The organism is Pseudomonas sp. P7548, assembly GCF_013386585.1.
Classification (GTDB): Bacteria; Pseudomonadota; Gammaproteobacteria; order Pseudomonadales; family Pseudomonadaceae; genus Aquipseudomonas.
Map to the genome: position 1 here is coordinate 43,181 of NZ_JACARO010000070.1, position 18,392 is coordinate 61,572.

At 62.8% G+C, this 18,392-nt stretch carries 19 protein-coding genes; 8 read left to right on the top strand and 11 right to left on the bottom strand.

All coding sequences use genetic code 11. The annotated features are described in order from the left end of the window. Positions 1-89: 89 nt before the first annotated feature. The 3 genes from HX803_RS24675 to HX803_RS24685 all read left to right on the top strand — a co-directional run bounded on the left by HX803_RS24675 (position 90) and on the right by HX803_RS24685 (position 3,075). A complete protein-coding gene (locus HX803_RS24675; protein ID WP_178924251.1) occupies positions 90-1,049 on the top strand; it encodes a GlxA family transcriptional regulator in 960 nt (319 codons plus the stop codon). Between the two features lie 171 nt (positions 1,050-1,220). Further along, positions 1,221-2,330, top strand: a complete 1,110-nt coding sequence (locus HX803_RS24680) for a DUF3182 family protein (RefSeq protein ID WP_178924253.1) — start codon at positions 1,221-1,223, stop codon at positions 2,328-2,330. Next, the gene (locus HX803_RS24685) at positions 2,320-3,075 is read left to right on the top strand and encodes a S9 family peptidase (protein ID WP_178924255.1); all 756 of its coding nucleotides are present in this window, start codon (positions 2,320-2,322) and stop codon (positions 3,073-3,075) included. Before HX803_RS24680 ends, HX803_RS24685 begins: the two co-directional genes overlap by 11 nt. A 136-nt stretch (positions 3,076-3,211) precedes the next feature. On the opposite strand, the gene HX803_RS24690 is transcribed toward HX803_RS24685, so the two are convergent. From HX803_RS24690 to HX803_RS24700, 3 genes are read right to left on the bottom strand one after another with little or no spacing between them, the layout of a single operon-like run. Beyond that, positions 3,212-4,159, bottom strand: a complete 948-nt coding sequence (locus tag HX803_RS24690; RefSeq protein ID WP_178924257.1) for a lysylphosphatidylglycerol synthase domain-containing protein — start codon at positions 4,157-4,159, stop codon at positions 3,212-3,214. Beyond that, positions 4,149-5,411 (bottom strand): cardiolipin synthase ClsB, encoded by a 1,263-nt coding sequence (gene clsB / locus HX803_RS24695; protein ID WP_178924259.1) that lies wholly within the window; start codon positions 5,409-5,411, stop codon positions 4,149-4,151. The genes HX803_RS24690 and clsB overlap by 11 nt, the downstream gene beginning before the upstream one ends. Then, the gene (locus tag HX803_RS24700) at positions 5,408-6,187 is read right to left on the bottom strand and encodes an endonuclease/exonuclease/phosphatase family protein (RefSeq protein ID WP_178924261.1); all 780 of its coding nucleotides are present in this window, start codon (positions 6,185-6,187) and stop codon (positions 5,408-5,410) included. Before HX803_RS24700 ends, clsB begins: the two co-directional genes overlap by 4 nt. Positions 6,188-6,497: 310 nt before the next feature. Here HX803_RS24700 and HX803_RS24705 point away from each other — a divergent pair, with 310 nt between their 5' ends. Next, positions 6,498-8,603: a mechanosensitive ion channel family protein gene (locus HX803_RS24705; protein WP_178924263.1), complete on the top strand. Its 2,106-nt coding sequence runs from the start codon at positions 6,498-6,500 to the stop codon at positions 8,601-8,603. A gap of 289 nt (positions 8,604-8,892) precedes the next feature. Beyond that, positions 8,893-9,777 carry a sugar nucleotide-binding protein gene (locus tag HX803_RS24710; protein ID WP_176999267.1) on the top strand — a complete coding sequence of 295 codons (885 nt, stop codon included), beginning with the start codon at positions 8,893-8,895 and terminating at the stop codon, positions 9,775-9,777. Positions 9,778-9,955: 178 nt separating this feature from the next. Here HX803_RS24710 and HX803_RS24715 read toward each other — a convergent pair whose 3' ends face one another. From HX803_RS24715 to HX803_RS24735, 5 genes are all read right to left on the bottom strand, one after another. After that, on the bottom strand, positions 9,956-10,654 hold the full coding sequence (locus HX803_RS24715; protein WP_176999268.1) for an OmpW family protein: 699 nt from the start codon (positions 10,652-10,654) through the stop codon (positions 9,956-9,958). 95 nt (positions 10,655-10,749) lie between these two features. After that, positions 10,750-11,271 carry a DUF3299 domain-containing protein gene (locus HX803_RS24720; RefSeq protein ID WP_178924265.1) on the bottom strand — a complete coding sequence of 174 codons (522 nt, stop codon included), beginning with the start codon at positions 11,269-11,271 and terminating at the stop codon, positions 10,750-10,752. 11 nt (positions 11,272-11,282) lie between these two features. Then, the gene (locus tag HX803_RS24725) at positions 11,283-12,548 is read right to left on the bottom strand and encodes an ABC transporter permease (RefSeq protein WP_178924267.1); all 1,266 of its coding nucleotides are present in this window, start codon (positions 12,546-12,548) and stop codon (positions 11,283-11,285) included. Position 12,549: 1 nt separating this feature from the next. After that, the gene (locus HX803_RS24730; protein ID WP_176999271.1) at positions 12,550-13,260 is read right to left on the bottom strand and encodes an ABC transporter ATP-binding protein; all 711 of its coding nucleotides are present in this window, start codon (positions 13,258-13,260) and stop codon (positions 12,550-12,552) included. Between the two features lie 132 nt (positions 13,261-13,392). Further along, positions 13,393-13,995, bottom strand: a complete 603-nt coding sequence (locus HX803_RS24735) for a DUF2796 domain-containing protein (RefSeq protein ID WP_176999272.1) — start codon at positions 13,993-13,995, stop codon at positions 13,393-13,395. 130 nt (positions 13,996-14,125) lie between these two features. Between HX803_RS24735 and HX803_RS24740 the strand changes: the two genes are divergently transcribed. Continuing rightward, positions 14,126-14,467, top strand: coding sequence for a hypothetical protein (locus HX803_RS24740; protein WP_178924269.1), 342 nt, complete (start codon positions 14,126-14,128; stop codon positions 14,465-14,467). Here HX803_RS24740 and trxA read toward each other — a convergent pair. The 3 genes from trxA to HX803_RS24755 all read right to left on the bottom strand — a co-directional run bounded on the left by trxA (position 14,464) and on the right by HX803_RS24755 (position 16,616). Further along, positions 14,464-15,336: a thioredoxin gene (gene trxA / locus HX803_RS24745; RefSeq protein ID WP_178924271.1), complete on the bottom strand. Its 873-nt coding sequence runs from the start codon at positions 15,334-15,336 to the stop codon at positions 14,464-14,466. The genes HX803_RS24740 and trxA overlap by 4 nt on opposite strands. Positions 15,337-15,507: 171 nt before the next feature. Beyond that, the gene (locus HX803_RS24750; RefSeq protein ID WP_178924273.1) at positions 15,508-16,164 is read right to left on the bottom strand and encodes a methyltransferase; all 657 of its coding nucleotides are present in this window, start codon (positions 16,162-16,164) and stop codon (positions 15,508-15,510) included. Continuing rightward, complete coding sequence (locus tag HX803_RS24755; RefSeq protein ID WP_178924275.1) at positions 16,161-16,616, bottom strand: YbaY family lipoprotein; 456 nt, start codon at positions 16,614-16,616, stop codon at positions 16,161-16,163. Before HX803_RS24755 ends, HX803_RS24750 begins: the two co-directional genes overlap by 4 nt. A 140-nt stretch (positions 16,617-16,756) precedes the next feature. On the opposite strand from HX803_RS24755, the gene nrdR reads away from it, so the two are divergent. Continuing rightward, entirely contained in the window at positions 16,757-17,221 is a 465-nt protein-coding gene (gene nrdR / locus HX803_RS24760) for a transcriptional regulator NrdR (protein WP_010206843.1), read from the top strand. After that, on the top strand, positions 17,218-18,354 hold the full coding sequence (gene ribD, locus HX803_RS24765; RefSeq protein WP_178924277.1) for a bifunctional diaminohydroxyphosphoribosylaminopyrimidine deaminase/5-amino-6-(5-phosphoribosylamino)uracil reductase RibD: 1,137 nt from the start codon (positions 17,218-17,220) through the stop codon (positions 18,352-18,354). Before nrdR ends, ribD begins: the two co-directional genes overlap by 4 nt. Positions 18,355-18,392: the final 38 nt, after the last annotated feature.

Consider the following 18,392-nt stretch of genomic DNA (forward strand, 5'->3'; position numbering starts at 1 on the left):
CCTCGTGATGGGTTGATGGGGCTTAGTATCTTAGCTGGCGCCCGCACCCGGGATTGGCCGCACCGACAATAACAGGGGGAAAACTGACAATGGCGGTTGTTGAGTTGGGTGTGTTGATCTACAGAGGTGCGCAATTGGCTGCGGTACATGGCCTGACGGACCTGTTCGGCGTCGCCAACCGGATCGCTGCCGAGCATCAATCCTCGCAACTGCCATTGTTGCGCGTCAGCCATTGGCAGGTAGACGCCACCGGCACGCCGGCCCGCGTATTTGACAGCCACCCCGGGCCAGACCAAGCCATGATGGCCGTGCTGGTGCCGCCCTCCATCGGCGAATTCACTGAAGAACAAGCGCCACCCGCTCTGCTGGAGTGGCTTCGTCAAAGACATGCCGCAGGCACCGTGCTGGGTGGCGTGTGCATCGGTTCGATCATGCTGGCGCGCAGCGGCCTGCTGGATGGGCGCAGCGCCACCACCCATTGGTCCTCGGCCAAATCCTTTGCCCTGCGTTACCCGGCCGTGCGCCTGGAAGCCGACAAGCCAATCGTTGATGACGGCGACTTGATCACCACGGCCGGGCTGATGGCTTGGTCCGAACTCGGCCTGCGCCTGGTTGATCGCTTGATGGGGCCGAGCATTGCCGCCAGTACGGCGCGGTTCCTGGTGATCGAGCACAGCGACAGCGCCAGCCAGTGCGGCAGCAACTTCGCGCCGATTCTGGGGCATGGCGACACCGCGATTCTCAAGGTGCAGCATTGGCTGCAAGCCAGCGGCGCGGTGGACGTGTCGGTCAGCGCGATGGCGCAGGAGGCGGGGCTGGAAGAGCGCACCTTCCTGCGGCGCTTTCGCAACGCGACGGGGCTCAAGCCCACCGAATATTGCCAGCACCTGCGGGTGGGCAAGGCGCGGCAGATGCTCGAATTCACCAACGGCACCATTGACCACATCGCCTGGACCGTGGGTTATCAGGACCCCAGTGCGTTCCGCGCCACGTTCAAGAAAATCACCGGCCTGGCACCCAGCGATTACCGCAGCCGCTTCGGCGTCTGAATCGTGCAGAACGCCGCGCCATTCACGGGCCGTCGTGCAGAATAAAACAGGCCTACTGCCATCGCTTCCCCCGCAACGGCTTGATTTGTAAACCATCACGTCAGAACCGGCCTTGGCCTGATCCCTGCAACTTTCCCCTCACACACAGGGCGGGATAGCCAAGGGGGACGCATGACCCCGACTCAACGTAAAAAGCTCGTCGTTGCTCACTCCACGCGGGAGGGCGCGCCATTGCACGAGGTTCAGACCAACCTCGCCCTGGCGCGCTGGCTGGCGCAGATTCTCGGGCTCAAATTCGGCGGCAGTTATGACCCCGGTCGGCATGCCGGCCGTGAGTTTTACTTGCTCCCCACGCAAACCTTGGTGGGTGCTGAGCAAGCGCGCCAGCTCAATATCAAAGGGCCGCAAGACCTGTGGGGCGGCTACGTCGAGCACGACTTCATCTGCACCAAGGCCATCAGTCACGGCCTGCTGGGCCCAGGCGCCAAGGCGCCCGAAGGCTGGTCGCTGTTGTTTTGCGAGCGAGTACGGCCTGTTGTGCTCGACGGCCTGAGCGTCTTCGCCCTCGACGACGCCCGGCCAGCGGCCATGCATCTGCTCAACAGCGGCCCCATCCGCTTGAAACCGGTGCATGGGTGCGCCGGACGTGGCCAGGAAGTTATCCACAACCTCGACGAATTAGAGGCTGTGCTGGCACGACCAGACAGCGAGCGCCTGTTCGACGACGGCGTGGTGCTGGAGCAAGACCTGAGCGATGTGATCACCCACAGTGTCGGCCAGAGTTTCATCGGCGATCATGTGTTCAGCTACTGTGGCGAGCAGTACCTCACAAAAGACGGGCAGGGCGAGGACGTCTACGGCGGTTCCAACCTGCTGGTGGTGCCTGGCTATTACGAAGACCTGTTGCGCCTACCACTGCCCGACGATGTGTGCGAAGCCATCGAACAAGCCCGCGTCTATGACAACGCCGCCGATGAGGCCTACCCCGGTTTCTTTGCGTCGCGGCGCAACTACGACATCGCCCAAGGCCTGGACAGCGACGGACAACGCCGCAGCGGCGTGCTCGAGCAATCCTGGCGCATGGGCGGGGCCAGCAGCGCGGAAGTCGCGGCGCTGCAGAGCTTTATTAACCACCCGGGCCTGCGCGCCATTCAGGTGGCCTCGGTGGAAACCTACGTGGACCAGCCCCTGCCGGCTGACGCCATTGAGGTGTATCGCGGGCCAGCGCAAAACAGCGACTTTCTTCTCAAGTATGTGACGGTTAAGGCTTATGACGGCTAGAAGTGAAAGCATTGCGATCGACATCGACGACGAACAGATGAGCGGCACCTTCCTGAGCCCCAAATCCAAAGTGCCCGGCGTGTTGTTCGTGCACGGCTGGGGCGGCAGCCAAGAGCGCGACCTGGAGCGCGCCAAAGGCATTGCGGGTCTGGGGTGCGTGTGCCTCACGTTCGACCTGCGCGGTCATGCGGGCACCGGTATTCCGCTGTCCCGCGTGACCCGTGAAGACAACCTGCGCGACCTGCTCGCGGCCTACGACCGGCTGCTGTCTCACCCGGCCATCGACACCTCGGCGGTCGCGGTGGTGGGCACCAGTTATGGCGGTTACCTGGCGGCGATCCTCACGTCATTGCGCCCGGTACGCTGGCTGGCGCTGCGTGTGCCGGCGCTGTACCGCGATCAGGAGTGGCTCAAGCCCAAGCGGGACCTGGATAAGGCGGACTTGATGGATTACCGCAGCACACTAGTGCATGCCGAGACCAATCGTGCGTTGCACGCGTGTTCGGCGTTTACCGGTGATGTGTTGATCGTGGAGTCGGAGTCCGATGACCACGTGCCCCACGCCACCATCATGAGCTACCGCGCGGCGTGCCAGCAGACGCACTCGCTGACCCACCGCATTATCGATGGCGCCGACCATGCGCTCAGCGATCCAGTGTCGCAGCAGGCCTATACGTCGATTCTGGTGGATTGGATTACCGAGATGGTGGTCGGGGAGCGGTTGAGCATTATCCAGTCTCGATAGTTTTGTGCTCTTGAAATCGCCATCGCAGGCAAGCCAGCTCCCACATTTGATTGGGTTTCACACCTTTTGAATTGTGAATACTTTCAACTGTGGGAGCTGGCTTGCCTGCGATGGCGATTAACCCGTCAACACCCTTTCAAGCCGGTGCCTTCTTCACCCGCAACGCCTTGGCCTTGGCCTCCACCACCAGGTACATCACCAGCGTGATCAGCAACGGCAAAATAAAGTAGATCGCCCGGTAGGCAATCAACCCCGCCAGCAAACTCCCCCGTGACGCCTCATGCTGCAACAGCCCGATAAACACCGCCTCCAGCACGCCCAGCCCGGCCGGAATATGCGTGATCACCCCGGCAATCGCACTGATCAACAGCACGCCCAGCACCAACGGATAATCCAGCTTGGCCGGCAACAGGGTGAAAATCACCGCCGCCATCAGCGACCAGTTCAGCGCGCCCAGCGCCAGTTGCAGGCAGGCCATGCGCACCGATGGCAGGTTGATTTCCATGCCGCGAATCGACCATGCGCGCTTCTTTGAAAACTGGCACGCCGCCAGATAACCCAGGCTCGCCAACACCAACAATGCACCAATGCCCTGCAACGCAACGGTGCTGACCTTCCAGCCTGGGGGCATGGTCACCAGCCCGCTACTGAATACCACCCCGGCCAACGCCATGTAGCCAAACCAGTTGGTCGCCAGGCTCAGGCCGAGGATTTTGGCGATATTGCCGGTGCTCACCCCCAGCCGCGAATACAGCCGATAGCGCATGGCGATGCCGCCTACCCACGCGCTCAGGTTGAGGTTGAACGCATAGCTGATGACCCCCACCGGCAGGATCTGCTTCCAGCCCAGGGGCTGGCGGATGTAGGTGCGGCCAATCAGGTCGAAGCTGGCGTACACAAGGAAACTGCACAGCGTCAAGGCGCCTGCTATCAGCAACGTGCGCAGCTTGAAGTCGCCCAGGGTCTGCACCACTTCGCTCCAGTCGATGCGCCGGGCGAGCAGGGTGAACAGCACGATCAGCAGCAGGAAGAACACCAGGGTCAGGGGTTTCTTCCAGCGCTTGAACCTGGATTCACTGCTCATGGGCCTGGCTCCCGACGGGTTTCAAGCGTGGTTTGTGCGCCGGCAGCCAACCGGTCAATGCCGGGAAGTGGCGCATCACATGAAACACCAGGAAACCCACGGTCAACCGCCAGAGCCACAGGCGCGGCGTGCGGTTTTCCGGCATGGTCTGGCAATGATTTTTCGCGAGTGTTTCCAGGCGTTCATACAGGTGTTGATTGAACGCACGGTCGCGAATCAGCACGTTGGCTTCCAGATTCAGCGACAGGCTGAGCGGGTCCAGGTTGCTGGAACCCACGGTGCTCCATTCGTCGTCCACCAGCGCGACTTTGCCGTGCAGAGGGCGCTGGCAATATTCGTGAATCACCACGCCGTCCTTGAGCAAGTAGTCGTAGAGCATGCGCGCCGCGAGCTTGGCCAACAGCACATCCGGCTGACCCTGCATGATCAGTTGCACCTGCACGCCACGGCGCGCCGCGTTGCGGATCTCCCGCAGCAGGCGGTAACCGGGGAAGAAGTAGGCGTTGGCGATGACCACGCGCGTTTGCGCCTTGCTCAAGGCGTGGATGTAGGCCTCTTCGATGTCATCGCGGTGCTGCACGTTGTCTCGGTAGATCAGGCGTACCAGGCCGTCGCTGTTGTCGGTGGCCCACGGCGATGGCCGTTGCTGGCGCCGTCGCCAACCGCGTCGCGTGCGCACCTGGCGACCACTTTGCGCCAAGGCAAAATGGTGCAGGTCGGCCACGGCCGGGCCGGTCACTTGCACCGCGTAATCCTGCTTGGCCTCGGGGCCGAAATCGCCCAGGTGATCGGCCGAAAAATTGATCCCGCCGATAAACCCCACGCTGGCATCCACCACCACGATCTTGCGGTGCAGGCGGCGAAACCAGTTGGTGCGAACACCCAAGGTCTTGGACGCCGGATCGAACATCTGCACCGTTACCCCGGCTTCCGCCAGCTCACCCAGAAAGGTCGGGCTCAGCTCGCCGCAGCCAAAGCCGTCAAGGCTCATCACCACCTTGACCCCACGCTGCGCCGCGTCGATCAGGATGCCTTGCAGCTCAACGCCGACCTTGTCTTCGAACAGAATGAAGGTCTCCAGCAGGATCTCGCGCTGGGCCCCGCGCATAGCGTCGAACACCTTGGGGAAGTATGCCTCGCCATTCTCCAGCAACTCGACGCGGTTGCCGCTCTGCCAGCCGTAATCCAGATCGCGGGCCTTGGCTTCGTCCGGTGGTTGGTCGGTGGCGATGTGTTCGACGGCAACGTTCATAGCTCGATCTCCACCGACAACGGCACATGATCGGACAGGTGAGACCAGGGCCGAGTGGTCAGCACCCGGGGGTTATGCACCTTCACGTTGCGCACATAAATGCGGTCCAGGGGCAGCAGCGGCAGGCGCGCGGGGAAAGTGCGCGGCAATTTGCCGTGAGCCTCGATAAACACTTCCCGCAGGCCGCTTTGGCTGAGGTCGGCCCGCTGGCGCCAGTCGTTGAAATCGCCGGCGACGACCAGCGGCGCGTCGGCCGGGATCTCCCCGATGCGCTGTTCCAGCAAGCGCAGTTGTTGCTGGCGATGCACCTCGCGCAGGCCCAGGTGAATGCAGATCGCATGCACCTCCTGGCCGGTGCCCGGCAAGCGCAGTACGCAATGCAGCAGGCCACGGTTTTCGTGGCCGCTCTGGGAAATGTCGAGGTTGTCATAGCGCACGATCTGGAATTTCGACAGCAGCGCGTTCCCGTGGTCGCCATGGGGGTAGACCGCGTTGCGCCCATAGGCGAACTGCGGCCAGATGCTGTCGGCGAGGAACTCATACTGAGGCATGTTCGGCCAGTCGCTGTAGCGCTGGGGGTGGCGTTCGTGGGTGCCGTGGATTTCCTGCAGGAACACCATGTCAGCGCCCACACTGCGCACCGCTTCACGCAGCTCGGGCAGGATGAAGCGTCGGTTCAGGGCGGTGAAGCCCTTGTGGATATTGACCGTCAGCACCGTGAAGCGCGTGATGGCGATGCTGGGTGTGGTGGGCATCCAGTCGGGATTCGCAGCCATGGTTGCTCCTGAAAAAACCGTGAGGGCCTGGCCCTCGTTTATGGCTGACTGCGGTTTTTGACGGAAAGTTTCCAGGTTCTTACAGGCGGCATAAATCCAATGTGGGAGCGGGCTTGCTCGCGAAAGCTGGGTGTCAGTCAATAGATTCATCAACTGAACCACCGCATTCGCGAGCAAGCCCGCTCCCACACGGGATCTGTGTGGTGACTGATTCAGTGGTCAACCCTACGCCCAAGATGACGAAAGTGGGGAACGATCAAGGCTCAATCCCGTCAGTTCCTTACAGACCCTGTTGAAGGAGCCCGGTGTTTTGCTGAATTTAAGAGCTGCATTACTCCTCGGCGCGCTGCTGCTGTGTGGCAACGGCGCACTGCAAGCCGCAACCCCTACACCGACGTCGGCCGCACCTGCCAAACCGGAGCTGCTGGTCGAAGGCGGTTTGCTCGGCGCCATCAGTTCCAGCATCGACGATGTGCAAGACAAGCTCGACCTCAACCAGAACCTCGTGGACGCCTGGCGACTGCGTGCCGACCGTGCGGCAGACGAAGTGGGGCGCCTGGTCGACCAGACCGCCGAACGCTCGCCCTGGAGCGTGGCCGGGGACTTCTTGTTGCTCTCCGGGGTGTGGATCGGCGCCTTCGCCGTGCTGGCGTTGCTCGGGCGTTTCATCGTGCAGCGCTTGAGCCGGCGGCCGTTTGTCGAACGGCGCGGGCGCCTGCAAGCGGTGCTCGGGTATGTGGTGCCCTATACGCTTCCTGCGCTGATTTGCCTGCCGCTGACGCTCTACGTCAGTCACTTTTTACCCACGTCCGTGGGCCGCGCGCTGGCGCTATGCTTTGCCTACGCCACCAGCAGTGGCATTTTTTCCACCTCGATGCTGCTGTGCGTCATCGTCATGTTCAACGTCGGCCATAAACGCCCGGCCGTGCGGATCATCCGTAGCTACTGCCCCAAACCACTGTTCCTGATCGGCTTTCTCGCTGCACTCAGTGACGCCTTGACCAGCCCGCAGATCGCCCGCCAGCTCGGCGGTAATATCACCAGCAGCATTGCGGTGTTCACCGGCCTGTTTGCGGCGGTGATCTTCGGTGTGCTGGTGGTGCGCCTGCGCCGCCCGGTGGCGCATCTGATCCGCAACCGGCCGCTGGCCCAACGCCTCAAACACCCGGCGCTGCAACAATCGTTGCGGGTGTTTTCCGGGCTCTGGTACTGGCCGATCCTGTTGATGGTGCTGGTCTCGGCGATCAACCTGATCGGGGCCGGCGACGATAACCAGAAGGCGCTGCGCTGCGCGCTGTTCACCACGATCCTGCTGATCGGCACGGTATTTTTGAGCACTGTGCTGCAACACCTGTTCAAGTCCCGCAGCCAGGTGGCGATCCAGCGCAGCAGTGCCTACAAGGAGCGTTTTCTCAGCCTGTTGCACGCGATCCTGCGCATCGTCATGGCCATCGCCTTTATCGAGATTCTCGGGCGGATCTGGGGCGTGTCGCTGTTTGAATTCGCCCAGCGCAATTCGGTGGGCCGGGCGATCAGCGACTCGCTGAGCAGCATCGGCCTGATCCTGCTGATGACCTGGCTGTTCTGGGTGGTGCTCGACACCGCGATCCAGGAAGCGCTGAAACCACCGGTGAATAAACGCTCCAACCGCCAGCCGAGCACACGGGTAAAAACCATCCTGCCGCTGGTGCGCAATGCGGTGAAGATCATCCTGGTGGTGATCTGCGCGATCACCACCATGGCCAACCTCGGCATCAACGTCGCGCCGTTGCTGGCGGGTGCCGGCGTGGTGGGCCTGGCCATTGGTTTCGGTTCGCAGCAACTGGTGCAAGATGTGATCACCGGTCTGTTCATCATCATCGAAGACACGCTGTCCATCGGCGACTGGGTGGTGCTCGACTCCGGGCATGCCGGCACTGTCGAAGGCCTGACCATCCGCACCCTGCGCCTGCGCGATGGCAAGGGGTTTGTGCACTCGGTGCCGTTTGGGCAGATCAAGGCGGTCACCAATCAGTCCCGGCAGTTTGCCTATGCGTTCTTCTCGGTGCAGTTCACCTACGACACCGACGTGGACAAGGCGGTGGAGCTGATCCGCGAGGCCGGGCAATCGATCCGCGACGACGTGTTCCTCAAGTACAACCTGCAAGGGCCGCTGGAAGTGTTTGGTGTGGACAAGATGGACCTCAACGGCGTGGTGCTCACGGCGCAGTTCCGCACCGTGTCGGGTGGCCAATACGCAGTGAGCCGCGCGTTTAACCAGCGCTTGAAAAAGCTTGTGGATAACTGCGCCGAGGTGCAGTTCGCGCAGACTTATCCACAGCAGGTTTTTTTACCCAAGCGCGGGCCACAGGTGGATGATCAGGGTGAAGAGGTGCCGGCGTCGGTGGTGCTGACCGAGCAGCCGCGTACTCAATGATTGAGATTGACTGACCTGGCCTCATCGCGGGCAAGCCCGGCTCCCACAGTTTGGGCTGTGTGAACCTGTTCACCTGTGGGAGCTGGCTTGCCTGCTATGAGGCCGGTGATAACACCATCAGGCTCAATGCCTGATCCACCTCTCCAGCACCGCCTGCTACCCCGCCCGATACAACAAGTTGCAACCCCACACTTTATCCGTGACGGTTGCGCGACAAACCCGCAAAATGCAACGATTCTTACAAATACCTAGATAACCATCGTTCCAACAGACCGGGCCTGCTCAATCTATGCGAATGCGCCTTATGTTACTGGGCGGCGGGAATGCCCTCGGGCAGGCGCTGATTCGCCTCGGTGCAGAGGAAGACATCGGTTTCCTCGCTCCTAAACCGCCCCAAGACGGCTGGGATGCCGCGAGTCTCACCCAACTGCTCGACGACACCCGTCCCGATGCGTTGATCAACCTCGCCTACTACTTCGACTGGTTCCAGGCCGAAGCGGTCAGCGAAACCCGCTTGGCCGCCCAGGAATTCGCCATCGAGCGCCTGGCCGAGCTGTGCCAGCACCACAACATCACCCTGGTGCAACCGTCCAGCTACCGCGTGTTCGATGGCTCCCGTGCCACCGCCTACAGCGAGAAAGACGAGCCAGTACCCCTGGGTCTGCGTGGCCAGGCGCTGTGGCGCATCGAGCAGAGCGTGCGCGCCACCTGCCCGCAGCACGTGCTGCTGCGCTTTGGCTGGTTGCTCGATGACAGCGTGGACGGCACCCTCGGGCGCTTCCTGGCCCGGGCCGAGAAGCCGGATGAGTTGTTGATGGCGGATGACCGTCGCGGCAACCCGACGCCGGTGGACGATGCCGCACGGGTGATCATCTCGGTGCTCAAGCAGCTCGATTGTGCGGCGCCGTTGTGGGGCACTTACCACTACGCCGGCCATGAAGCGACTACACCGCTGGCGCTGGGCCAGGCGATTCTTACCGAAGCGCGCAGCTATCACCCGCTGGCCATCGAGTCACCCACCGCCCAGGCCCACGCGGCCCGGCCGGACGCAGCCGATGAGCCGCAACACGCGGTGCTGGCGTGCAAGAAGATCCTGCACACCTTCGGTATCAAGCCACGGGCGTGGCGTGCGGGGTTGCCGGCGTTGCTGGATCGTTTCTACCGCCACAGCTGAAGAAACATAGACCCCAATGTGGGAGCGGGCTTGTGTGGGAGCTGGCGGTTCGACGCCTCGACTTGCCCGCGATACAAGCACCTCGGTCTGTCAGGCAGACCAGGGTGATGCTATCGCAGGCAAGCCAGCTCCCACACAAGCCCGCTCCCACATTGGTTTTGTGCTGTTGGTTAGAGCATCAGAACTTGTAGCCGATACCCACCATGTAAACCATCGGGTCGACGTCCACGTTCACTTTGGCGCGAGTGCCTTGGCCCAGTGCGTTGTTGTCCACCGTCGCCTTGGTGCTGATGTCGATGTAACGCGCCTGGGCGTTGATCATCCACTTGTCGTTGATCATGTAGTCGGCGCCGATCTGCGCGGCCCAGCCCCAGGAGTTCTCAGCCTTGAAGTTGCTGAAGCCTGCGCTCTGCGCACGGCTGCCGACGTGTTCGTCGTAGATCCAGGTGTAGTTGATACCGGCGCCCACGTACGGCTGGAAGGCCGACTTGTTGTCCAGTGGGTAGTACACGACGCTCAGGGTCGGCGGCAGGTGTTTCAGGGTGCCGAGCTTGCCGTTGGCGGCGCCGAGGGCGGTGTTCTTGATCTTCACGTCATGCTCGAACGGGGTGGCGGCCAGCAGCTCGATACCCACGTGGTTGGTCAGCATGTAGGCGAAGTTCAAACCCAGCTGAGTGTCGCTGCTCATGGTCGCCTTGCCGCCCAGGTTGGCGCCCGCCAATGGACCCTGGTCAACCTTCACGTGACCGCTGTCGGCCTTCGGATTCACGGTGATTGCACCGGCACGAATCAGAATGTCGCCCGCTTCGTGAGCGTGTGCGGCAGGGGCGATGAGGGCGAGCGCGAAGAGGGACGCGCCGAGCAGGGACTTGTTCATGGGAGCTCCAAAAGGACGTTTAAAAGTTGTACGTCCAATGGTAAAGATCGTTCCACTCGATCTTTTGACTCAGCTCAATGAAAGGGCGATCAGCGCTATTCCGGCAGTTCGTAGATGTAAATCTTCTCGGCATCCATCTGGTAACCGGCGTCCGCCAGCTCGCTGGTGGATGGCTTGACCTGCATCGAACCCTCGATCCAATACGGCTGGTACAGCTCATCGAGTTTCACCCCGACTTCGCTTTTGACATGCACGATCTGGTTCGACGGCGGTGGCGGCACATGGATGCACGCGCCGAAATACGGCACCAGCAGGAACTCGGTGGTGCGGCCTTCTTCACTGACTTCCAGCGGCACGATATAGCCCGGCAGGCGGATGTGCTGGCCGTCGAGGCTCTGCACCACCGGCGCGTTGGGCAAGTCCTGCTTGGCCGCTGGCGCCGACTCGACGGACAACGCATCGGCCATGTTCGACAGGTCGTGCAACGGTTTCATGTTGGGGATTTCCGGCGGCGCGTCCGGCGGGATCATCTCCTGCCACGACAGGTCCTTGGGCTGCTCATCAGCCCAGGCAGGCACGCCCACCAGCAACAGCAACGCAAACAGCGCACGACGCATCGAAGCCTTCCTCATAAACGTATGGACAGGCCGTCGGCCAGGGATTGTCGGTAGGCACGCCACGCGGGCACGGCGCCCATCAACAGCGCGGCAGCCAGGATACCGGCGAGCAGCGTCCATTCATATTCGCTGGGCCACGACATCGGCAGGTCCAGGCCGTAGTTGGCCTGCAGGTAGCCACGTGAGGCGGCGATGCACACGTACAAAAGCCCCACGCCTGCGACCACGCCGGACAGGGCCAGGGCGAACGCTTCAAAGATCAGCAACGTCGCGATGTGCCACGGGCGGGCGCCCACCGAACGCAAAATCGCCATCTCGCGGCGGCGTTCGTTGAGGCTGGTGAGGATCGCCGTGAGCATGCCGATCAGGCCGGTCAGCACCACGAACAGCGAGATCACGAACAGCGCTTTTTCGGCGGTGCCCATCATGCTCCACAGCTCTTGCAGCGCCACGCCCGGCAAGATCGCCAGCATCGGCTCGCCACGGAATTCATTGATTTCCCGTTGCAGGGCGAAGGTGGAAATCTTGTTGTTCAGCCCGAGCATGAACGCGGTGATAGCTTGCGGCGTGAGGTCCATGTTGCGGGCCTGGTCGGCACTGATGCGGCCTTTGCCCTGGGCCGGCACGCCGTTGTGCCAATCGATATGGATGGCTTCCATGCCGCCGAGGCTGATGTGCAGCGTGCGGTCCACCGGCGTGCCGGTGCGCTTGAGGATGCCGACCACGGTGAAAGGCTTGTCGTCGTGTTTCACTAGGCTGACCACCGCGACACCGTGGGCCAGCACCAGCTTGTCGCCGAGTTTATAGTGCAGCGCGTCGGCCACTTCGGCGCCGAGCACCACCTCGAAGGGGTCGGTAGCGAAGGCGCGGCCGCTGGCCAGTTCGAGGTTTTGCTTGCGGCCGTATTGGTAATGCTCGAAGTAGGACTCGTTGGTGCCCATCACGCGGTAGCCGCGGTGGGAGTCACCGAGGGAAATCGGGATCGCCCATTTCACCTGGGGGCTGGCGGCGAAATGCTCGAAGCTGTCCCAGCGAATGTTGTTGGTGGCGTTGCCGATACGAAACACCGAGTACAGCAGCAGGTTCACGGAGCCGGAGCGCGCGCCGACGATCAGGTCGGTGCCGCTGATGGTGCTGGCAAAACTGTTGCGTGCCTCGGTGCGCACACGCTCCACGGCAAGCAGCAAACAGACTGACAGCGCGATGGCGAACGCGGTGAGGATCGCGGTAAAGCGGCGGTTAGCCAGGCTGGCCATGGCTAGACGGAACAGATACATCTCAAACCTCTGCGGGCGTGGCGGCGCGATTGAGTTCGGCCAGCGACAGGTTACGGTCGAACAGCGAGGCCAGGCTCTGGTCGTGGCTGACGAACAACAGGCTGGCGCCGGCTTCGCGGCATTCGGCGAACAACAATTGCAGGAAGGCTTCGCGGGCGTCGTAGTCCAGGGCCGAGGTGGGCTCGTCGGCGATCACCAGTTCCGGCTGGCCGATCAACGCGCGGGCGGCGGCCACCCGTTGCTGCTGGCCGATGGACAGCGAGTCGGCGCGGCGCTCCAGCAGGTCCTTGTCTTTCAACCCCAGGTGCGCGAGCAAGGCGGCGGCAGCTTTGTCGACACTGCCGTGACGCTGCTTCGCCCGTTGTGCTCGCAGCTTGGAAAAGTGGCACGGCAACTCGACGTTTTCACGCACCGACAGAAACGGCAGCAGGTTGAACTGTTGGAAGATGTAGCCGGTGTGGTCGACGCGAAAGCGGTCGCGGGCGCCGGCCGACAGCTCGGTCAGCTGTTGGCCGAGCAGGCGGATGCTGCCCCGCGTAGGTTTTTGCACGCCACCGAGCAGGCCCAGCAACGTGGTTTTTCCACTGCCGCTGGGGCCTTTGAGAAACAGGGTTTCCCCGGCTTCCAGGCGGAACGCGGGGATGTCCAGCAACTGTGGGTGACCGGGCCAGTTGAAGGCCAGGTCGGACAGTTCGATCAGTGCTTGAGTCATGTGAAATCAAATTCGCCTGCTGGCTGGGTTGGACCCCTGTGGGAGCTGGCTTGCCTGCGATGGCATCGCTGCGGTGCATCAGGCACACCGTGGTGATGCCATCGCCGGCAAGCCGGCTCCTACAGGCTTACATCAGAATTTCAGGGTAGCGGCCTGTGCCGTGGCTTGCACACCTTGCTGGCCGCTTGGGCCGATCAGTTGTACCTGAATTTTCTGGGTGGCAGGGAAGGTCTTGAACACCTGGGTCAGGTCGAGGTTGCTCAGCGCAGTCGGCGTGGCGCACGTGAATTGGTAGTGGGCGTGGATTTCGCTGTGATCGTGATGATGCTCGTGGGCGCCGTCTTTGGCGTCGTGGTCGTGGTCATCATCATCGTCGTCATGGTCGGCTTCCGGCTTGTCGCCGAACAGCGGGCTGTTGAGCTCCTGGGTGCTGACCACGCAACCGGCGCCCTTGGGTAGGTTGAACAGGGCGAGCGGGTTTTCCAGTTGTTTACGCGCGGCAGCGACCTTGGCTTTGTCGGCCGGGGTGGTGGCCAGGTGTTCGAAGCCCACCAGGTTCATCGCCGGGCTGTCCAGTTCAAGCTCCAGGGCCTGGCCATCGAGCACGGCATTCAGGCGGCCGACGCCGTGTTCGTGGGCGCCAAGGCTGCCGTGCTCGTGTTCATGTTCGTCAGCGGCGTGGGCGATAGCCAGTGGCAGTAGGGCAAACGGCAAAGCGAGCAACAGACGGCGCATGAGAAGGCTCCAGAACATGAAAGTTTTGTTATGTGATCTTATAACAATAGTGCCAGAGTTTGACCGCCCGCTTGGCGTTGCGCAAGCCGCGTGGGAGCATGCCTGTCAGAAAACTGCAGGAGGAAGGACGATGTTGCGAATTCGTGGAACCGTCGGCGACTGGCCGGTGGACTTGACCCTGGAGCTGGACGAAAGCGATTGGGCACGCCTGGGCGCGCAATTGCAGGCGGGCCCCGTACCCGCCGCAACGGCAGCCGCACCGGTCAAGAGGAATGACGACTTGTGGCAGAACGCCCAGGACCTGTTGCGCAACGCCGGGCAGCTTAGCGGCCTGGAGTTACTGGATCAGTTGGAAGGCTTGGCCGGCGATGCCGCCTCAGGCAAACGCCTGCTGGTGCGCCTGCGCCACAGTTCAAACGTGAAAGTGGCCAGCGGCGCAGACACGCCGCTGTACAGCTGGGTCGGCGATTAGTACAACGCGGCAAACAGCTTGCGGCGGTACACGGTCACCAACGGGTGATCATTGCCCAGCAGTTCGAACACCTGCAGCAAGGTCTTGTGCGGCAAGCCTTCGCTGTAGCTGCGGTTGCGGATGAACAGCTTGAGCAGGCCTTCCAGCGCCGCGTCGTACTGCTGGCGAGCCAGTTGCTGGATGCTCAGTTGATAGGCTGCTTCGTCGTCTTGCGGGTTTTGCGCCAGGCGGCTTTTCAAGTCGGCGGCGTCTGGCAGGTCGGCCGCCTGGCGCAGGAACGTGATCTGCGCCTTGGCGCCGGCGAGGGCGGCTTTGTGATCGTCGCTCTTCACGGCGTCCAACACGGTCTGGGCTTCGCCCAGTTCACCGCGTTCGGCGAGGCAGCGTGCGTAAAGGATCAATGCGCCGGCGTTGGTGTTGTCCTCACCCAGCAAGGCCACCAGCACGGCTTCGGCATCGCTGATGCGGCCATCGGCAAACAGTGCCTGGGCTTGCTCCAGCGGGTCCGCTGCTGCCGGTGGTGGCATCTGTACATGGGGCTCCAGCATCGCCCGCACCGCCGATTCCGGTTGCGCACCGGCAAACCCGTCCACCGGCTGGCCATCCTTGAACAGCACCACCGTCGGCAGGCTGCGAATACCGAAGCGCGCAACGATGTCCTGCTCGGCCTCGCAATCGACCTTGGCCAGCAACAACTCGCCTTGATAACTCTCGGCAATCTGCGCCAGCAACGGCATCAACGCCTTGCACGGCGCGCACCACTCGGCCCAGAAGTCCACCAGCACAGGTTTGTGGAACGAGTTCTCGATCACCGCCTGATCGAAGGTAGCGGTGGTGACATCGAAGATGTACGGCGTGGGCTCACTCATGGGGCGTCTCGAATAAAGCGGGAATGGGGGCAACTATAAGGGCTGGCGAGGGCTATCGGAAGCGCCAGGGAAATGTAGTGAGCGGGCTTGCCCCGCGCCGCAATCGACCAGGCGCCTCAGGCTAACCTGACACAACGCTGCGCGGGGCAAGCCCGCTCACTACAGGTGCTTTCAAGCACGGCGCGAATGGTACAGGCTCACCTTGCGAAACTCCCAAGGCTCAGCCAGATCCGGCAGCGTCAGCGCGTCCAGGATCTCCAGCCGCCGATAATCCGGGTGCTGAAAGTCCCGCACCCGTGAATCCGCCACCAGCGCCTCTCGGCCGCGAGTGAGAAACTGATCCAGCAGCGGCAGGTTAGCCCGGTCGTAGAGCACGTCAGCCACCAGGATCAAATCGAAGCGGTCAGCCTCGGCGAAAAAATCGTCCGAGTAATCCAACGCCACACCGTTAAGCTCGGCATTCGCCCGGCAGGATGCCAGCGCCAATGGGTCCAGGTCGCAGGCCACCACTTCCAGCGCGCCGGCTTTGACGGCGGCAATCCCCGCCACGCCAGACCCCGCGCCGAAATCCAGCACGCGCTTGCCGGCAACCCACTCAGGATTCGCCGCCAAATACCTCGCCAGCGCCAAACCACTGGCCCAGCAAAAGCTCCAGTAGGGCGGTTCATGCAGGATGCGCCGGGTTTCTTCGGGGCTGAAGGCGCGGTCCATGTTGTCGGCGTCCAGCAGCCACAACGACAGCTCGGTGCCCGGCAGCGGGCAGGGCACCAAGTGAGCGTCGCCGATCAGCTCACTGAGCGCACGTTGCAGGCCCAGCGGTGGCGTCATGGTGCCGGGACGAGTTGCAGAGGGCCGGTGCTCTGGGTGATCGCCTGGGTGATGCGCACCGCAGGCAGGTGCAGGATCAACTGGCCGGACTGGCTGGCGCGGCCACGCAGTTCAACGCGGGCACCGGCCGGGAAGGCTTCAGGGTTGAAGCGCAAGCGGAAGGCCAGGGGCTTGCCGTTGCCGGTCAGCACGCTGCTGGCGAGCAGTTGTTGCGGGCGCGAGCGGTCATCGATCACCAGCAGCGCCAGTTCGACTTCGGCACCGGCAGGCACGCCATTGAGGGTGCCGTTGATTTCACGCTGATACGCCGGCAACGGGCCGAGGTCTTCAATGCCCGGGACTTTTTTCTCCTGGGCGGGCGTCGGTTGAGGGGTGGTTGGCTTGGGGGCTTCGCTGCTGCAGGCGACCAGGACACTGAACAGGGCGAGCAAAACAAGTGGTCGTAACTGCATGTACGGCTCCAGAAAGGGCAAAATCCGTGACTTGAACACAAAGAAACATATAAGCCAGCCTATATACCGTAAAGGCTATGGCTTGTCTTGCCACAGGGATGCGCTACCATGGCCCTCCCTTTTTTTGTTGCCTGCCAACCATGCACTGTCCCTTCTGCGGTGCCAACGACACCAAGGTCATTGACTCGCGTCTGGTCGCCGAGGGCGATCAAGTGCGTCGCCGGCGCGAATGCCTGGCCTGCGGTGAGCGTTTCACCACCTTCGAAACCGCCGAGCTGGTGTTGCCTCGTCTGATCAAGTCCGACGGCAGCCGCCAACCTTTCGACGAAGAAAAACTGCGTGCCGGTATGCAGCGCGCCCTGGAAAAACGCCCGGTGAGTGTCGAGCGCCTGGAAGCGGCGCTGGTGCACATCAAGCACAAACTGCGTGCGACCGGCGAGCGCGAGGTCAAGAGCCTGGTGGTTGGAGAACTGGTGATGGGCGAGCTGCAAAAGCTCGACGAAGTTGCCTACATCCGTTTCGCCTCGGTGTATCGACGCTTCCAGGACCTCAACGAGTTCCGCGAAGAGATCGACCGCCTGGCCCGTGAGCCTGCCAAAGAATGAATTCGCCTAGCGCTGAACAAGCTGTCCTCGACGCCCATTACATGGCCCGCGCCCTGGAACTGGCCCGCAAAGGCCTGTACACCACCCATCCCAACCCTCGGGTGGGCTGCGTGATTGTGCGGGATGGGCAAATTGTCGGCGAAGGCTGGCATGAGCGCACCGGCGAGCCCCATGCCGAACCCAATGCCCTGCGCGCCGCTGGCGACAAGGCGCGCGGTGCGACGGTGTACGTGACCCTTGAGCCGTGCAGCCACCACGGCCGCACGCCGCCCTGCGCCGACGCGCTGGTGAGTGCGGGTGTGGCGCGCGTGGTCGCCGGCATGCAGGACCCCAACCCGGAAGTGGCGGGGCGCGGCATGCAGCGTCTGGCCCAGGCGGGCATCGAGACCCGCAGCGGCGTGCTGGAGCAGGAAGCCCGTGCACTGAACCCGGGTTTCCTCAAACGCATGGAACACGGCTTGCCGTTTGTGCGGGTCAAGCTGGCGATGAGCCTGGACGGGCGCACCGCGATGGCCAGCGGCGAAAGCCAATGGATCACCGGCCCCGACGCCCGCGCAGCGGTGCAACGCCTGCGCGCCGAGGCCAGCGTGGTGCTGACCGGCGCCGACACCGTGCTGGCCGACGGTGCACGTCTGACCGTGCGCGCCGCCGAGCTGGGCCTGGATGAAGCAACCACCGCCCTGGCCATGTCGCGTCCGCCGCTGCGCGTGTTGATCGATGGCCGCCTGCGCGTGCCGCTCAACGCGCCGTTCTTCAAGGCTGGCCCGGCATTGGTCATTACTTGCGTAACCCCGGAAAACCAGTTCCCCCGTGGTCCCGAGTGCCTGGTAGTGCCGGGCGTGGATGGCCAGGTTGACCTGCGCTCGGCCCTGGTGGCGTTGGCCGCCCGTGGCGTCAACGAGGTGCTGGTGGAGGCCGGCCCGAGCCTGGCGGGCGCGTTTGCCCAGCAAGGCCTGGTGGACGAGTACGTGATATTCGTCGCCGGCAAGTTCCTCGGCTCCGCCGCCCGGCCTCTGCTCGACTGGCCGCTTGAGAAACTGGCGGACGCCCCCCAACTCAAGATCACGCAAATGCGCGCTGTAGGCGACGACTGGCGAGTCACTGCCATCCCTGTGCCAGCAGCGAGCGTATAATTCTGACCGGGCGCTCAAGCGCCCCGTACCGTATTCCA

Coding starts and splice junctions, on each gene's coding strand:
- HX803_RS24675 (WP_178924251.1), top strand. CDS start 90: ATGGCGGTTGTTGAGTTGGGTGTGTTGATCTACAGAGGTGCGCAATTG.
- HX803_RS24680 (WP_178924253.1), top strand. CDS start 1,221: ATGACCCCGACTCAACGTAAAAAGCTCGTCGTTGCTCACTCCACGCGG.
- HX803_RS24685 (WP_178924255.1), top strand. CDS start 2,320: ATGACGGCTAGAAGTGAAAGCATTGCGATCGACATCGACGACGAACAG.
- HX803_RS24690 (WP_178924257.1), bottom strand. CDS start 4,159: ATGAGCAGTGAATCCAGGTTCAAGCGCTGGAAGAAACCCCTGACCCTG.
- clsB (WP_178924259.1), bottom strand. CDS start 5,411: ATGAACGTTGCCGTCGAACACATCGCCACCGACCAACCACCGGACGAA.
- HX803_RS24700 (WP_178924261.1), bottom strand. CDS start 6,187: ATGGCTGCGAATCCCGACTGGATGCCCACCACACCCAGCATCGCCATC.
- HX803_RS24710 (WP_176999267.1), top strand. CDS start 8,893: ATGCGAATGCGCCTTATGTTACTGGGCGGCGGGAATGCCCTCGGGCAG.
- HX803_RS24715 (WP_176999268.1), bottom strand. CDS start 10,654: ATGAACAAGTCCCTGCTCGGCGCGTCCCTCTTCGCGCTCGCCCTCATC.
- HX803_RS24720 (WP_178924265.1), bottom strand. CDS start 11,271: ATGCGTCGTGCGCTGTTTGCGTTGCTGTTGCTGGTGGGCGTGCCTGCC.
- HX803_RS24725 (WP_178924267.1), bottom strand. CDS start 12,548: ATGTATCTGTTCCGTCTAGCCATGGCCAGCCTGGCTAACCGCCGCTTT.
- HX803_RS24730 (WP_176999271.1), bottom strand. CDS start 13,260: ATGACTCAAGCACTGATCGAACTGTCCGACCTGGCCTTCAACTGGCCC.
- HX803_RS24735 (WP_176999272.1), bottom strand. CDS start 13,995: ATGCGCCGTCTGTTGCTCGCTTTGCCGTTTGCCCTACTGCCACTGGCT.
- HX803_RS24740 (WP_178924269.1), top strand. CDS start 14,126: ATGTTGCGAATTCGTGGAACCGTCGGCGACTGGCCGGTGGACTTGACC.
- trxA (WP_178924271.1), bottom strand. CDS start 15,336: ATGAGTGAGCCCACGCCGTACATCTTCGATGTCACCACCGCTACCTTC.
- HX803_RS24750 (WP_178924273.1), bottom strand. CDS start 16,164: ATGACGCCACCGCTGGGCCTGCAACGTGCGCTCAGTGAGCTGATCGGC.
- HX803_RS24755 (WP_178924275.1), bottom strand. CDS start 16,616: ATGCAGTTACGACCACTTGTTTTGCTCGCCCTGTTCAGTGTCCTGGTC.
- nrdR (WP_010206843.1), top strand. CDS start 16,757: ATGCACTGTCCCTTCTGCGGTGCCAACGACACCAAGGTCATTGACTCG.
- ribD (WP_178924277.1), top strand. CDS start 17,218: ATGAATTCGCCTAGCGCTGAACAAGCTGTCCTCGACGCCCATTACATG.